Annotated in this window: 16 protein-coding genes; 11 read left to right on the top strand and 5 right to left on the bottom strand. The window is 66.9% G+C overall.

All coding sequences use genetic code 11. The features are described from left to right. Window position 1: 1 nt before the first annotated feature. Both WIX39_RS12740 and WIX39_RS12735 read right to left on the bottom strand, forming a co-directional pair. Complete coding sequence (locus tag WIX39_RS12740; RefSeq protein ID WP_106935145.1) at window positions 2–1,138, bottom strand: DUF5938 domain-containing protein; 1,137 nt, start codon at window positions 1,136–1,138, stop codon at window positions 2–4. Between the two features lie 25 nt (window positions 1,139–1,163). Beyond that, a complete protein-coding gene (locus WIX39_RS12735) occupies window positions 1,164–1,979 on the bottom strand; it encodes an SDR family NAD(P)-dependent oxidoreductase (RefSeq protein ID WP_409195120.1) in 816 nt (271 codons plus the stop codon). A 204-nt stretch (window positions 1,980–2,183) separates the two neighbouring features. Here WIX39_RS12735 and WIX39_RS12730 point away from each other — a divergent pair, with 204 nt between their 5' ends. The 5 genes from WIX39_RS12730 to WIX39_RS12710 all read left to right on the top strand — a co-directional run bounded on the left by WIX39_RS12730 (window position 2,184) and on the right by WIX39_RS12710 (window position 6,360). Next, complete coding sequence (locus WIX39_RS12730) at window positions 2,184–2,870, top strand: TetR/AcrR family transcriptional regulator (protein ID WP_106935147.1); 687 nt, start codon at window positions 2,184–2,186, stop codon at window positions 2,868–2,870. A gap of 66 nt (window positions 2,871–2,936) precedes the next feature. Beyond that, complete coding sequence (locus tag WIX39_RS12725) at window positions 2,937–3,896, top strand: TIGR03571 family LLM class oxidoreductase (protein WP_409195119.1); 960 nt, start codon at window positions 2,937–2,939, stop codon at window positions 3,894–3,896. Between the two features lie 51 nt (window positions 3,897–3,947). Then, complete coding sequence (locus tag WIX39_RS12720; protein WP_409195118.1) at window positions 3,948–4,652, top strand: glutathione S-transferase N-terminal domain-containing protein; 705 nt, start codon at window positions 3,948–3,950, stop codon at window positions 4,650–4,652. A gap of 25 nt (window positions 4,653–4,677) precedes the next feature. Then, window positions 4,678–5,487, top strand: a complete 810-nt coding sequence (locus tag WIX39_RS12715; RefSeq protein ID WP_409195117.1) for a 4'-phosphopantetheinyl transferase family protein — start codon at window positions 4,678–4,680, stop codon at window positions 5,485–5,487. A 30-nt stretch (window positions 5,488–5,517) separates the two neighbouring features. After that, entirely contained in the window at window positions 5,518–6,360 is an 843-nt protein-coding gene (locus WIX39_RS12710; RefSeq protein ID WP_409195116.1) for a plasmid replication/partition related protein, read from the top strand. Window positions 6,361–6,382: 22 nt separating this feature from the next. Here WIX39_RS12710 and WIX39_RS12705 read toward each other — a convergent pair whose 3' ends face one another. After that, entirely contained in the window at window positions 6,383–6,967 is a 585-nt protein-coding gene (locus WIX39_RS12705) for a BPSL1445 family SYLF domain-containing lipoprotein (protein ID WP_081267983.1), read from the bottom strand. A 324-nt stretch (window positions 6,968–7,291) separates the two neighbouring features. Here WIX39_RS12705 and WIX39_RS12700 point away from each other — a divergent pair, with 324 nt between their 5' ends. The 5 genes from WIX39_RS12700 (at window position 7,292) to WIX39_RS12680 (ending at window position 10,428) form a co-directional block, all read left to right on the top strand. Beyond that, a complete protein-coding gene (locus WIX39_RS12700) occupies window positions 7,292–8,044 on the top strand; it encodes a hypothetical protein (RefSeq protein WP_409195115.1) in 753 nt (250 codons plus the stop codon). After that, on the top strand, window positions 8,041–8,565 hold the full coding sequence (locus WIX39_RS12695; RefSeq protein ID WP_409195114.1) for a GTP-binding protein: 525 nt from the start codon (window positions 8,041–8,043) through the stop codon (window positions 8,563–8,565). The genes WIX39_RS12700 and WIX39_RS12695 overlap by 4 nt, the downstream gene beginning before the upstream one ends. Before the next feature lie 26 nt (window positions 8,566–8,591). Beyond that, window positions 8,592–8,975, top strand: a complete 384-nt coding sequence (locus tag WIX39_RS12690; protein ID WP_106935154.1) for a roadblock/LC7 domain-containing protein — start codon at window positions 8,592–8,594, stop codon at window positions 8,973–8,975. Between the two features lie 99 nt (window positions 8,976–9,074). Further along, on the top strand, window positions 9,075–9,434 hold the full coding sequence (locus WIX39_RS12685; protein ID WP_081267979.1) for a hypothetical protein: 360 nt from the start codon (window positions 9,075–9,077) through the stop codon (window positions 9,432–9,434). 127 nt (window positions 9,435–9,561) lie between these two features. Continuing rightward, the gene (locus WIX39_RS12680) at window positions 9,562–10,428 is read left to right on the top strand and encodes a DUF418 domain-containing protein (protein ID WP_409195113.1); all 867 of its coding nucleotides are present in this window, start codon (window positions 9,562–9,564) and stop codon (window positions 10,426–10,428) included. Here the strand turns inward: WIX39_RS12680 and WIX39_RS12675 are convergent. Together WIX39_RS12675 and WIX39_RS12670 are read right to left on the bottom strand one after the other, a co-directional pair. Further along, window positions 10,359–12,200, bottom strand: a complete 1,842-nt coding sequence (locus WIX39_RS12675) for a bifunctional metallophosphatase/5'-nucleotidase (protein ID WP_409195112.1) — start codon at window positions 12,198–12,200, stop codon at window positions 10,359–10,361. The two genes, WIX39_RS12680 and WIX39_RS12675, sit on opposite strands and share 70 nt — an antisense overlap. Window positions 12,201–12,301: 101 nt before the next feature. After that, a complete protein-coding gene (locus WIX39_RS12670) occupies window positions 12,302–12,775 on the bottom strand; it encodes a hypothetical protein (RefSeq protein WP_409195111.1) in 474 nt (157 codons plus the stop codon). A gap of 184 nt (window positions 12,776–12,959) precedes the next feature. Between WIX39_RS12670 and WIX39_RS12665 the strand changes: the two genes are divergently transcribed. Beyond that, window positions 12,960–13,169, top strand: a complete 210-nt coding sequence (locus tag WIX39_RS12665; protein WP_081268037.1) for a hypothetical protein — start codon at window positions 12,960–12,962, stop codon at window positions 13,167–13,169. The last annotated feature ends 689 nt before the right edge of the window (window positions 13,170–13,858 follow it).

The following is a 13,858-nucleotide window of genomic DNA, read 5'->3' as shown; positions in this document are numbered from 1 at the left end:
GTCAGCCCAGCCGCGTGAGCGCCGGCTCCTGCACCAGCCCGAAGCTGCGCAGCGCACCCAGCAGCTCGCGGTGCCCGAAGGCCTGGCAACCCGAGGCGAAGCCGGCCCGCCTGGGCGGCTGCTGCAGCAGCGAGGCGGCGGCATAGGCCTGCAGCAAGCCGGTCTGCTTGTAGTTGCAGTTGCCGAAGATCACGCAGTGCACACGGCCCAGCGGACCGGAGGCATGCACCGAATCGACGGACTTGTTGATGCGCGGGTTCTCGCGCGGGGGCATGGTGTTCATCACGCCCGCCGCCGTCTTGGCCAGCGCGGCATAGCGGTCTTCGTCGTTCATGCCCTCGGTGGCCTTGAGCGCGGCGGCGACGATCTGCGGCACGCCCTGCATCAGCGCCTTGTTGAAGACGCCGCCGAGCACCTTCACGTTGGCCACGCGCGGATCGCGCTTGAACCACACCGGGTGCGACGTGCCGCCCCACGGCAATGCCAGCGCCGCCTCGTGCTGGCCCGGAATCGACAGGTGGTACAGGCCGGCGTCGGGTTGCCATTCGACGTACTCGTTCTGCTCCAGGTAGTAGGCCTTGGACGTGGCCGCATTGACCAGGATGGTCTGGGTCGACGCGATGGTGGGGCTGCCGCCCCAGAACACGGCGATGTCCAGCGTGTCGAGCCCCGGCGTCTCCAGGCACAGTTGCGCCGCGATCTCGCCGGTGGTGTACATCTGCGCCAGGCCCGGCGAGAGCAGCAGGCCGGCCTTGGCGAACCTGTCGCCCCATTTGCGCTCCAGCGTGATGAGCCAGTCCTGCTCGCCGGTGGTGTCGGTGTAGTGGCATCCGGCGGCCAGGCAGGCTTCGACGACCTCGGGGCCGAACTTGGCGAAAGGCCCCACGGTGTTCAGCACCACCGATGCGCCGGTGAAGAGCTCGGTGAGCGCGCCCACCGAATGCGCCACCTCCACCACCTCGTAGTTCGCGGTCTCGATGCCGGGCACGTTGGACTTCATCGCCGCTTCCACCTTCTGCGCGCTGCGGCCCGCTGCAACGAAGGGAATGTTGTACTCGCGCAGGTACTCGCAGATCAGGCGTCCGGTGTAGCCGGAGGCGCCGTAGACGACGACGGGTTTCTTCTTGCTGCTGCTCATGTTGTGTCTCCTTGATGCCGTGTGCTCACATGCCCATGCCGCCGTCCACCGCGAGGCCGGCGCCGGTGATGAACCGCGCTGCGTCGCTGCAGAGGAAGACCACCACGTCGGCCATGTCGCCGACCTCGCCCAGGCGCCCGAGCGGCGTCTGGCCGACCACGTCGCCCACGGCCGCTTCCACGCTGGGCGCGAGCCCAGCGGCCACGATGTCGTTGGCGAGCTTCATGCCCATGTCCGTGGGCACCAGCCCGGGGTAGATGCAGTTCACGCGCACGCCGTAGCCCAGCTTGCCGGACTCCATGGCGGCCACGCGCGTGGCGCGGTCGACCGCCGACTTGGTGGCCGAGTAGCCGGCGATGGCCGGGAAGGCGATGGTGGCCGCGACCGACGCGATGTTGACCACCGCCCCGCCGCCGCCCGCGCTGCCGCCCGCGCTGCCGCCGGGGCGCATCGCGCGGAAGGCGTGCTTCATGCCGAGCAGCGTGCCGGCCACGTTGACGTCGAGCATGCGGCGCAGGTCGTCGCCGTCGACATCGATCACCAGCGAGGTGATCTCGATGCCCGCGTTGTTGACGAGGATGTCGAAGCCGCCGAGCTCCTTCACCGTGGTCTCGGTGGCCGAGGCCCAGTCGCCGTCCTTCGTGACGTCGAGCGGAACGAAGCCCACCTTCGCGCCTGAAGAAGAAAGCCGGGTGGCGGTCTCCCGCCCGAGGTCGGCGAGCACGTCGCCGATCATCACGGACGCACCGGCCGCCGCCAGCGCTTCGGCAATGCTCGCGCCAATGCCGCGCGCGCCGCCCGTCACGAGCGCACGGCGCCCTTTCAAGTCGAACTTGGCCATCACTTGTCTCCTGTGGATATGTTTGTGAGATGGAGCGGCCATGCTAGAAATCGACTTGACACGTGTCAAGGATTTATTTGACGAGTGTCAAGAATCCATAGAATGGCATGCGTGACATGCCGGATGCGGGTTCTCCCGCTTGCGTGCTATGGTTTGCAATCAACACGGATACAGGGGGCCGGCATGCAAGCGGTCCGTTTTGAAATGACGACAGAACAACGCTCAACAAAGAAGCAAGCGGAGCGCGTGCCCAAGGCAAGGATCGACAAGTTCTCGGAGCGGCGTGCGGAACTGGGCGAGGCCGCGCTCACCACATTGGCCGCGCTGGGCTACGCGCGCACCAGCCTGCGCGAGATCGCGCAGAACTCCGAGTTCTCGCACGGCGTGCTGCATTACTACTTCAGCGACAAGATCGACCTGATCATCTGCAGCGTCAAGCAGTACAAGGCGCGCTGCGTCACCCGCTACGACCATGCGGTCGACAGCGCGAACACCTGCGACGAGCTGATGGAAGGCTTCCTGCAGAGCCTGGCCGACACGCTGCGCGACGAAGGCCATGTGCACCGCCTCTGGTACGACCTGCGTTCGCAGGCCCTGTTCGAGGAGGCGTTCCGCTCCGACGTCGTGCAGATCGACAAGAGCCTGGAAGACATGATCTGGCGCATCATGAGCCGCTTTGCCGAGCTGTCCGGCGAAGACCCCGGCTTGACGCCCTCGGCCACCTACGCGCTGTTCGACGGGCTGTTCCAGCAGGCGCTGCTCAAGCATCTTTCGGGCGACGCCGGCGCGGTGGCAGCGATGCAGGCCGACGTGCGGCAGTCCATCGTGCGGCTGTTCTCGCTGCAGGCCAAGCCCGCGCCGGCAGCACGCAAGCGCGCTCAACGCGTGTAAGGCGATGCGATCGCACGTGCGATCATCTTTTTCAGGACCTCACGTGCGCCTTCGCGTCTTCCGTACATGCCTCCCTTCAACACCGCCTACCGGCGGACCTTGCTCGCCGGCCGACTCACACTGGGCCTGATGACGCCCGTGGCCCGCGCCAACGGCGCCATGGCCGACCCCGAGGCGGAGCGCGAGGTTGCCGCCCTCGCCGACCGGCTCGGCTTTGCCGCGCTGTGGACGCGCGACGTGCCGGTGATGGTGCCGCAGGGCGAAGAAATATCGGTGCTCGACGAACCCTTCGTGTGGCTCGCGATGCTGGCGGGCGCCACGCGGCGCATCGCGCTCGGCACGGCCGCGGCGGTGCTGCCGCTGCGCCATCCGCTGCATGTGGCCAAGGCGGCGCTGTCGCTGAACCGGCTGTCCGGCGAGCGCTTCATCCTCGGCCTGGGCTCGGGCGACCGCGAGGCCGAATTCGCCATCTTCAGGCAAGACATCGCGCTGCGCGGCGACGCTTTCCGCGAGCGCTGGAACCTGGTGCGCTCGGCGCTCTCGCCCGATGAAGCCGGCCGCGCCGCGCTGCGCGAAGCCACCGGCGGCCACGACCTGATGGCGCCGCCCGACGAACGCATCGGCATGCTGGTGGTGGGCTCGGCACGCCAGTCGCTGCAATGGACCGCCGCCAATGCCGACGGCTGGGCCACCTACCACCGAGACGAGGCACGCCAGCAGGGCCGCATCGGCCTGTGGCAGACCGCGCTGCGCGAACGCGCGGACGGCGAGCCCAAGCCTTTCGTTCAGTCGCTGCAGATCGACCTGCTCGAAGACCCCGCCGCGCCGGCCGAGCCCATCGAGCTCGGCCTGCGCACCGGGCGCGACGCGCTGGTGGCCTATCTCGACCGCATGGAAGACGCCGGCGTGGCGCATGTGCTGATGAACGTGGTGCGCGGCCCCCGGCCCGCCACGGAGGTGGTCGAGGAACTGGGGCGCGAGGTGTTGCCGCGGCTGCAAGGCCACGCACGCACGCCGGCGGCCTGACCCGTGCAGAATCCGGCGCTTGCAGTTTCCGTGAACCCAAGGACACCACCCATGACCGATCTCTCGAGCTTCCCCATCACGACGAAATGGCCCGCGCAGCACCCTGAACGGCTGCAGCTGTATTCGCTGCCCACGCCCAACGGCGTGAAGGCGTCGATCATGCTGGAGGAAACCGGCCTGCCCTACGAGCCGCACCTCGTGAGCTTCGAGACCAACGACCAGATGTCGCCGGAGTTCCTCTCGCTCAACCCGAACAACAAGATCCCCGCCATCCTCGACCCCGAAGGCCCGGGCGGCAAGCCGCTGGCGCTGTTCGAGTCGGGCGCGATCCTGCTGTACCTGGCCGAGAAGACCGGCAAGTTCATTCCGCAGGACGCCGCCGGCCGCTACCAGACCCTGCAGTGGGTGATGTTCCAGATGGGCGGCATCGGCCCGATGTTCGGCCAGCTCGGCTTCTTCAACAAGTTTGCCGGCAAGGACTACGAGGACAAGCGCCCGCGCGACCGCTACGTGGGCGAATCGAAGCGCCTGCTCGGCGTGCTCGACAGGCACCTCGCGAACCGCGAATGGATCATGGGCGACAGCTACACCATCGCTGACATCGCCACCTTCCCGTGGATCCGCAACCTCGTCGGCTTCTACGAGGCCGGCGAGCTGGTGGGCTTCAACGATTTCGCGAACGTCGCCCGCGTGCTCGAAGCCTTCGTGGCGCGGCCCGCCGTCGTCAAGGGACTGGGCATTCCCAAGCGCGGCTGAACGGGCCGCGCTCATCGGCGCACTCATGTCACCAGCCGACGCCACCCTTCACCTGCCTCCAGGCGAAATTCATCTCTGGTTCTGCCGCCACGGCGAATCCGGCGAGCCGGCGCTGGAGGCGGCCTGCCGTGCGCTGCTGGAGCCTCACGAACTTGCGCGGACCGCGCGCTTCCACTTCCAGCGCGACCGGCATCGCCACCTGCTGACGCGGGTGCTGGTGCGCACGGTCCTGTCGCGCTATGCGCCGGTGCAGCCGCAGGACTGGCGCTTTGCCGAGGGCAGCTTCGGCCGCCCTTGCATCGCAGAGCCGATGACGCAGGCCGTCAGCGGGCTGGATTTCAACCTGAGCCATACGGACGGGCTGATCGTGCTGGCGCTCGCGCGGAACCTCGAGATGGGTGTCGATGCCGAGAACCTCGCCCGCACGGCCTCTCTGGAGCTCGCCGACCACTTCTTCTCGCCGGCCGAGGCGAAGGCGCTGGCCGCGGTGCCGCCCACGCGGCGCGCGCATCGCTTCTTCGAGTTGTGGACCTTGAAGGAGAGCTACATCAAGGCGCGCGGAATGGGCCTGCAGATCCCGCTCGACAGCTTCGGCTTCGCGCTGGACGATGCCGACGACCGCATCGGATTCGCGCTGTGGGGTGACGCGCGCGGCGACAACGCACCACATCGGCACTTCTGGCAACTGAGGCCCACGCCCGAGCACCTGGTTGCCGTCTGCGCCGCCACCGACGGCAGCGGCATGCGGCTGGTTTGCCGCGACATCGCGCCTCTGCAATGGGAGAGGCCCCTCGATATACGGGCGGTGCGCAGCGGGGGATCGGCGGGCATCTAGAATTCCGCCCCTCTCCCCGATCCCGCACCCATGAACATCGTCGTCAACGAAGAACTCAAAGCCTACATCGACCCACTGACGCCGGAGGAGTACGAAGCGCTGGAACGCAGCATCCTGGCCGAAGGCTGCCGCGACGCGCTGGTGCTGTGGGGGGACGTGCTGGTCGACGGCCACAACCGCTACGGCATCTGCCAGAAGCACGGCCTGCCGTTCCAGACCGTGCAGAACACGCGCTTCAAGAGCATCGACGACGTGCATCTGTGGATGATCGACCAGCACCTCGGCCGGCGCAGCATTTCCGATTTCCTGCGCGGCGTGCTCGCCTTGCGCAAGAAGGACATCGTGGACCAGCAGCGCGCCCGCATGGCCTCCGCCGCCCCGGCGCCGGCGGGCGATGCGCCCTTCGACGTCGATCCGCCGGCCGACACGGGCGCCGAGGAAGGCGCCGTGCCCCTGCCGCCGCCCGCGCCGCTGAACAGCCGCGAGGCCATTGCCAGGGCCGCACGGCTGAGCAGCAGCCAGGTCGTGATGATCGAGAAAATCCAGAAGCAGGCCGCGCCTGAACTGGTGGCGGCCGTGAAGTCGGGCGTGATTTCCATCAACACCGCCGCGGCAGTGGCCACCTTGCCGGCCGAAGAACAGGTGTCCGCGGCGAATGCCGGCAAGGACGAACTCAAGCAGGCTGCCAAGCGCGTGCGCGAGTCTAAGAAAAAACCTCGTGAGGAGCCCGCTGAAACCGCGGCCGGCGACGATGAATCGTCCTCCGACGCGGACACGGTGCGGCTGCTGAAGGAGCGCGTCCTTCAGCTGACTGCGGAGAACGACGCCCTGCGCAAGCAAGTGGCCGAGCTGCAGGCGCGGCTCGGCCAGTAACTGCTTTTAGCGAGCGGTCAGCTTACAGCTGGATTTCGGTGATCTTCGCGCCCGACAGCGAGACGCCGGCTTCCAGGCCAACGTTGGTCATCACGAAGCCCACGACCGGCTGGCGCAGGGTGTTGGTGTCGACGCTGCCGTTGGCACCGATGGTTGCAACGGCCACGGTGGCGTCGGCGCCGGCCGTCCAGCCCTTGCTGTTGCGGAACTTGTCCAGGGCAGCCTGCGTGGTGAACACGTAGACCACGGCCTTCGACTGCGCACCGGCCTGGAAGCCCAGCGAGCCCGAGGTGGTGCTGTAGTACGACTGGGTGCGCCCGTTCACGCGCAGTGCGCCGCGGCCGTATTCGGCGCCCACGCCCATGCTGGCACCCACCACGGCGGGGAACACCAGCACGCCGCTCGAACGCGCGACCAGCTCGCGGGAGCCCTTCACGGAGTCATACAGCTTGGACAGCGAGGCGTCGACCTGCGCGTCGATCGAAGTGCGCGACGACGTGCTGCTGGCCTGATCCTGCGGCTTCGTGGTGGTGCAACCGACAAACGCGATGCTGGCCAGGGCGACAGCAGACGAAACGGCAAGCGTGCGGAGATTCAGGGTGTTCATAGCGTCTTCCTTTGGAAAAACATGGTTCGGCGAAGAAATCTCTGCCTCCCTCGGCAGATGAGCCATGCTAAATCGGCAAAACCGGGGCAAATGGGGCTTGAGGAATCCGCCTACGCGAAGACACGGTGTCGGTGAACGAATCCGGTGCTCGGCGCAACAACTTCGCCCGTAATGTTGTGTTTTTATTTGCAACAGGTGTTATATTTTTATCGTCACACATATTGATACAACCCTTTCCTGCGAGCCTGAGTTGCATCCAAACCGGCACATTCGCCCCATGCTGACGCCCTTGGTCGAGGCGCATCGCAGTCACGCATACCTGCCATGACGAGCGCCGCCACTCCCGCGATCAAGGGCCAGCGCGCCTTGCTGAGCTTCAGCGTCGAGGGGTTGCCGCCCCGCGAAGAACTGCTTCTCAAGTCCCTGGTCCGCCTGCTGGACCACCGCACCCACCAGCACTGGGCCTGGAAGGCCGGCCAGGCAGACCTCCGGGTGGTGGGCGGGCAAGCCAGCGCAGAAGCCGACGATCCGGCGCCGGCCGTGCCGGTACTGGCCATCGGCCAGCCTGATCCGCAGCGCGGCGGCCATTTCCTGGCGCTGCCGCTGCATGCCGACGAGTTGGAGAACACGCTCAACCGGCTCGGCGCGATGGTCGTCCACGCACGCGGCCTCGGGATCGCGGCGCCCGACACCCACATCGCCGACGACGAGGAATTCCGCCTGCTGCGCTGGCCGCCCGCCGCCTTGCTGGAGACGCCCGCGCGCGTTCGCCTGGCCACCCTCATGACCGGCCGGCCGACCTCCCTGCTGCTGCTGCGGCAGCGCTCGGGCCTCGCGCCGCAGGACTGCCTCGATTTCCTTTCAGACCTGCGGCGCGCCGAGTTGCTCGAAAGCGCCCGCCAGCCTGCGCCCGCCGCCGCCGCCACGCTGCCGGTCGCGCTTTCCACGCCGTCCGCGCCCGATTCGGTTCTGCCGATCGACAGCCGTCCGCAGGCCCTGGCGCGCGACCCCGTGCAACCCGGCCTGCTGGCGCGCATCCGCAGCCGCCTCGGCCTGCTGACGACCGGGCACAAATGACTGTCGAACACAAGATCCTCTTCACCGGCACCATGGGCGCCGGCAAGACCACCGCCATCGGCGCCGTGAGCGAGATACCCCCGGTCAGCACCGACGTGCGCAACAGCGACACCTCGGTGGCCAAGGCCACCACCACGGTCGGCCTGGACTACGGCGAACTCACGCTCGACAACGGCGAGAAGCTGCGCCTGTACGGCACGCCCGGCCAGATGCGCTTCGACTTCATGTGGCGCATCCTGGCGCGCGGCGCGCTCGGCCTGGTGATCCTGGTGGACAACAGCCGCCCCGACCCGCTGGCCGACCTGGACATCTACCTCGACGGCTTTGCCGAACTCATCGCCAGGACCGCCTGCGTGGTCGCCGTGGGCCGCATGGATGCCCACCCCCAGCCCGACATCGACGCCTATGCGCAGCGTATGGAATCCCGGGGCGTGCTCTGCCCCGTGCTGCCGGCCAACGTCACCGACGCACGGCAGGTGGTCGAGCTGCTGGAGTTGCTGCTGCTGCAGCTCGAAACCTGAGCCCCGTCCTTCACCCTCGAGTCCTCATGCAAATAACGCCAAGAATCAAGCTCGCCGCCGAAGCCGCCATCGACACGCTGATGCACGAGATCAAGGGCGTGAAAGCGGTCGTGATCTCGACCGAGGACGGCCTGGAACTGGCCGCGCGCGTGGAGAACACCGCGCAGGTGGCCCGCCTCTCGGCCATTGCCAGCTCTCTGGCGGCGCTGGGCGCGGTCGCGGGCGAGGAAAGCAACCTCGGCGCCTGCGACAACGTGACCATCGAAGCGACCCACGGCCACATCCTGATGCTGCAGGCGCGCCACCCGGAGATCACCCTCATCGTGAGCGTCGTCACGGGCAAGGACGCGATCATCGGCCAGGTCCTCTACTTCGCGAAGCAGGCAACGCTCTCGCTGCAGCAGGCCTGAGGGCCCGCCCCGGCCGCACCGGTTCGACTCCGGCAGCCGCCCACCTCTTCGCCCGGGTGGCTGCCGACTTTCAGGGGCGAGGTACTAGGAAAGATTCCGATGGCAAATATCAAGCAATCCATGGACGACCTGATGACCTGCGACGGCGCGCTGTGCGCGGCACTGGTCGACTCCAGCAGCGGCATGATCCTGGGCCAGATCGGCTCGGGCGTCGACCTGGAAGTGGCGGCGGCGGGCAACACCGAAGTGGTCCGCGCCAAGCTGCGCACCATGCGCGACCTGGGCCTGAACGACGTCATCGAGGACATCCTCATCACCCTGGGCAGGCAGTACCACATCATCCGGCCGATGCAGAAGAAGGAAGGCCTGTTCGTCTACCTCGTGCTCGACAAAGCCAAGTCGAACCTAGCGCTGGCCCGCCGCAAGACGCTGGACGTGGAGCAGAACCTGGCCGTCTGAGCGCGGGGCACATGCGCCGAACAGCGCAATGTTCGCGCAATGCTGATTCATAGCATCGCAGGTCTGGCACGGGCGGCTCGCTGCAGCCGCCCGACATCCGGCATCCGACCCGACCCTGCGAACTCCGATGACATCCGATCCTGCAAGGCCGCCGCGCTATTCAGCCGCGGGCGGCTCCCCGAGCCAATCGAACACCGCCGCGCCGCGCGCGCGATACCCGGCAGTGCCCGGGTCCGCGCAAGCCACTCGGCGCCTTGAACTGCTCGACGCGCTGCGCGGCTTCGCGCTGCTCGGGGTGCCGCTGCTCGACGCGAGGTCGATCACCCTCTTCGCGCTGCTCTGCGGCGTCGGCTTCGCAATGCAGTCCGGCGGCACGCGGCCCTGCAAACGGCGCATGCCGGTGCTGCAGCAGTCGGTGGCGCACCGGCGCTTCTGGGTCCGACTGTTGCGCGCGAGCTTCGGCGTCGGCGTGGTCGCGGGCACGCTGCTGATGCTGCAGCACGGCGACAACCGCGTCGCTGCCTGGCTGCACGGCGGCGCGGGCCTCGTCCTTGCGCGCGTGCTGCGCGAGATCGCGCCGCTGGCACTGTGCCTTTTCTGCGTGGCGGGCTTCGTGCTGCTGTTCCAGCAAGCCGCGTGGCGCCGATGGTTGTGCAAGCTGGCGCCGATGGGCCGCATGGCGCTGACCAACTTCATCGCACAGACGCTGGTCGGCCTTGGCTTGTTCCACGGCATCGGGCTGGGCCCGGGGCCGCGGTTCGGCCCCCTGGGGGTTGCGCTCGCCGGTCTCGCGATCTTCGGGCTGCAGGCGCTTTTCAGTTGCTGGTGGGTTGGCCGCTACCGCTTCGGCCCGGCCGAATGGGTGTGGCAAAGCCTGGTCCACGGCAAGCCACAACCGATGCGCCTGCGCGCGCCGCCGGCCGCTCAGGGCGGCGTGGCGTTGGTGATGCGGTCCGTAGCCGGCGGGGCCAACGGGCTGCCGGCCTTGATGTAGGCCTCGAGCGCGTCCACGTCCTGGTCGCCGCCGAGCGTGTTCGTGCCCTGGTTGAACACGGTGAAGTTGTCGCCGCCCGTGGCCAGGAAGCTGTTCATCGTGACGCGATAGCTGGTGGCGTCGGCCATCGCGGTGCCGTTGAGGGCCATGTTGGTGATGCGCGAGCCGGCGGGCTGCGCGAGGTTGTAGGTGTAGGTGAAGCCGGCCGACGGCAGCAGCACCCTCGGCGCCGCGGTCGTGTTGGCGCCGCTGTTGAACTGCTGCTCCAGCACCGCCCGGATCTGCGCGCCGGTCATGGTCTTGACCACGAGGCTGTTGCCGAAGGGCTGGACCGCGAAAATCTGCCCGTAGGTCACGCTGCCGTCGGAAGCGGGCGCGAGGTCGGCGCGAACGCCGCCCGGGTTCATGAAGGCGATCTGCGCGGCGCCCTTGTCGGCCGCCTTGGTCGCGGCCAGCTGCGCGTCGGCGATCAGGTTGCCCATCACGCTTTCCCGCGACGACGTCTGCGTGCGCGTGGCAGTGGCGGTGAGCTGGCCCACCACGCGCTGCACCAGCGGCCCCGCGATGGTGAGGTACTGGCTGATCAGCGCAGCCACTTGCTGGTTCTTGCCGAACACGGGGTACTGGTCGGTCACCGCATAGGTGGTGGCGCCGCTGGTGTAGCCCTCGCCCTGCACGATCACGTTGTCCGCCGCCTTGGCCGTGACCTTGCGCGTGCGGGTGTCGATCGTCAGGTTGATGTCGGTGAGCAGCGTGCCGTACTGGCCGGCGCTGGTCAGCAGGAAGGGCTTGGCCGGGTTGGTCTTGCCGTAGTCGCACACATAGGAACGGTGCGTGTGGCCCGAAATGACGACGTCGACGGCGGCATCGAGCTTGTTGAGGATGGGCAGGATGTCGCCGCTCAGGCCAGTGCAGCTCTTGTCGTTGTAGCCCACGGTGGTGGTGCCGCCTTCGTGGATCACCACCACCACGGCGTCGGCGCCCTGGGCCTTCAGCTGCGGGATGAGCGCATTGGCGGTGTCGGCCTCGTCCTTGAAGCTCAGGCCGGCGACGCCGGCGGGCGTGACGATGTTGGGCGTGCCCTTCAGGGTCATGCCGATGAACGCCACCTTGACCGTGGCGCCGTCCTTGGTGAAGCTCTTCATGCCGGTGGCGGGGAACAGCGTGTTGCCGTCGGTCTTCACCGTGTTGGCCGACAGGAAGCCGAAGTTCGCACCCGGGAAGTTCTTGTTGACGCGGCAAGGCTCGAGCGCGGTGTTCTTCGCGCAGCCGCCGTTCTTCATGCGCAGCAGTTCGGTCTGGCCCTTGTCGAACTCATGGTTGCCGACCGCGTTGAAGTCGATCTTCATGGCATTCACCGCCTCGATGGTCGACTCGTCCAGGAACAGCGCGGACACCAGCGGCGACGCACCGATCATGTCGCCGGCCGACACCACCGCGTTGTTCGGGTTCTTCTCCTTGAGCGCCGCAATGGCCGAAGCCATGTAGGCCGCGCCGCCGGCCGGCACCGCAACCGTGCCGCCACCCTTGGCAGGCGCGGAGATCGTCAGCTTCGGGGGCTCGAGGTTGCCGTGCAGGTCGTTGAAGGCAATGAGCTTGACATCCACGGTGCCAGGCACCGCGAGCGCTGGCGCAGGCGCAGGTGCCGGCGGATTCGAAGCGGTGGGCGCCGGCAGCGGCAGGAGGCTGTTCGAATTGTTGCTGCCGCCGCAGGCGGTCAGCGTGGCGAGTACGACGCCCGCCAGGGCGAGCTGTTTCAATGATGGTTGCATGGCACCTCTCCTCTGTTTTGAGTGCAGCCGATGCTGGTGAAGGCGCATGACGGCGCCGTGAATCCCTTCGGCTCTTGGAGGTTTCGGAGCTTTCTCGAAACTCAGGGCAGTTGGACCACGCGGGCCGATACACCTGGGCCGAAGGCGGCTTGCAACAACGACAGCGCCTGTGCGCTGCGCGTGTCGACGAGCGACTGCACCGCGAGCCGCGCCTCGGCAGGCTGCCGCTGCAGGTGCCAGCCCTCCTGTCCAAGACGGATGAGCCGCGCGAGCGCCGCCGGGTCGGCCACGACGAGCCCTGTGGGTTTGATGTCGAGCCAGTCGGTCACCTGGTCGGTCTCCCCGCCCAGACGCTCGGCCGCGGCTTGTGCCAACGCATGCTGCGTGGCCGAGTCGCGCACCGCGCCCTGCAGCACGATGCCGCCGCCATGCCAGCGGATCTCGAGCAGCGGAACCGATGCGGCGTCGCTCACGCTGGCGACTTTTTCAGTCGCGGGGCTCCATGCGGCTAGCACGACCGACACGACAGCCAGCAGGCAGGCGGCCAACGCAACGACTCGATGCAGCGGCTTCATCGCATTTTCTCGACTTCAATCCCTAGGGAAGACGAGCGCGAGCGTGCCACGCGGCACATGACGCCGATATGACCACCGCGAACGGCGGTCAGGCCTACACGATTCGTCGCGGTGCGACGCCCCCTCCTGCGCACAGGCGCGGTAAGCTGATGGCTCCGCCACCCCAGCCCAAGGAATGCACCCCATGCCAGCGAACGCGAAAGTCACCGGAGATGTCGAGTACAGGGCCGGCGATGGCCCCCTCATCCTGATTCCCCAGGGCCCGATCGAGGTCCAGTTGGCACCCGACAGCGCAGTGCTGAGTTGGGGTGACGGCGGAAGCGCACAGACGACGGCGATTCCCATCGCCGAATACCAGCGCTATCTCGATGAAGGCGTGATCCAGCCGGACTGAGCCGAGCCTGGGCACAGGCGGCAGTGCCCCAGAGCGTTGCCTTCAAGATCTTCAAGAGCCTTTTCGTCGACAGCCGCCGTCGACGAAATCTCCGTCACCTTCACGCCGATGCGCTTCCCAACGCGCCTTGCGCCCTCCATCGCCTGATCCCCCGAGTCAGGCCTGCACGCAGCCTGAAACCTGAGCAACGGTAAGCAATTGCCGTTCGCGCGGACTGCTCGCGTTTGCACTCAAGACCAATCACGCCCTCTCGTCGGCAAAAACGCGCCGGATAGTTCGCGGCGCCCGTCGGCTCGACGTGAAATTTTTCGCGCCTGTCCTTGAAATTGAGCGCGCCAATCTTTCACTGCGTTCTTTGAATATTTCAAAAATTGCAATGAACGTGCAATAAATAATTCAGGGAGCGCTCAGCATCAGTTTTGTTTCGTGCTCTTTTTCACGATTACTTTGAATCGCACCCCCACAAGAATAAATTTGGTGGTCGCGATTGTCATCTGCCTTCAATGATTGAAATATTCAGAACGCAATGTAACCCACTACATTGCGCTGTCCGAACGATCTGAAAGGGTGTGCCGATCTCGCTCGGAAGCCCAGCCCGAGGGCAACCCCTGGTTGGCAGCAGCACATATCGCACCCATTCAATTGCGTTCAAAAGAAGTAATTGATCTCGGATTTAAAAAGCAGGGAAT

Origin of the sequence: Variovorax sp. AB1(2024) (assembly GCF_037482385.2) — a bacterium.
Classification (GTDB): Bacteria; Pseudomonadota; Gammaproteobacteria; order Burkholderiales; family Burkholderiaceae_C; genus Variovorax.
The sequence above is the reverse complement of the archived record's forward strand: the minus strand, read 5'-3'. Positions and strand labels throughout refer to the sequence as shown.

Coding starts and splice junctions, on each gene's coding strand:
- WIX39_RS12740 (WP_106935145.1), bottom strand. CDS start 1,138: ATGAGCAGCAGCAAGAAGAAACCCGTCGTCGTCTACGGCGCCTCCGGC.
- WIX39_RS12735 (WP_409195120.1), bottom strand. CDS start 1,979: ATGGCCAAGTTCGACTTGAAAGGGCGCCGTGCGCTCGTGACGGGCGGC.
- WIX39_RS12730 (WP_106935147.1), top strand. CDS start 2,184: ATGACGACAGAACAACGCTCAACAAAGAAGCAAGCGGAGCGCGTGCCC.
- WIX39_RS12725 (WP_409195119.1), top strand. CDS start 2,937: ATGCCTCCCTTCAACACCGCCTACCGGCGGACCTTGCTCGCCGGCCGA.
- WIX39_RS12720 (WP_409195118.1), top strand. CDS start 3,948: ATGACCGATCTCTCGAGCTTCCCCATCACGACGAAATGGCCCGCGCAG.
- WIX39_RS12715 (WP_409195117.1), top strand. CDS start 4,678: ATGTCACCAGCCGACGCCACCCTTCACCTGCCTCCAGGCGAAATTCAT.
- WIX39_RS12710 (WP_409195116.1), top strand. CDS start 5,518: ATGAACATCGTCGTCAACGAAGAACTCAAAGCCTACATCGACCCACTG.
- WIX39_RS12705 (WP_081267983.1), bottom strand. CDS start 6,967: ATGAACACCCTGAATCTCCGCACGCTTGCCGTTTCGTCTGCTGTCGCC.
- WIX39_RS12700 (WP_409195115.1), top strand. CDS start 7,292: ATGACGAGCGCCGCCACTCCCGCGATCAAGGGCCAGCGCGCCTTGCTG.
- WIX39_RS12695 (WP_409195114.1), top strand. CDS start 8,041: ATGACTGTCGAACACAAGATCCTCTTCACCGGCACCATGGGCGCCGGC.
- WIX39_RS12690 (WP_106935154.1), top strand. CDS start 8,592: ATGCAAATAACGCCAAGAATCAAGCTCGCCGCCGAAGCCGCCATCGAC.
- WIX39_RS12685 (WP_081267979.1), top strand. CDS start 9,075: ATGGCAAATATCAAGCAATCCATGGACGACCTGATGACCTGCGACGGC.
- WIX39_RS12680 (WP_409195113.1), top strand. CDS start 9,562: ATGACATCCGATCCTGCAAGGCCGCCGCGCTATTCAGCCGCGGGCGGC.
- WIX39_RS12675 (WP_409195112.1), bottom strand. CDS start 12,200: ATGCAACCATCATTGAAACAGCTCGCCCTGGCGGGCGTCGTACTCGCC.
- WIX39_RS12670 (WP_409195111.1), bottom strand. CDS start 12,775: ATGAAGCCGCTGCATCGAGTCGTTGCGTTGGCCGCCTGCCTGCTGGCT.
- WIX39_RS12665 (WP_081268037.1), top strand. CDS start 12,960: ATGCCAGCGAACGCGAAAGTCACCGGAGATGTCGAGTACAGGGCCGGC.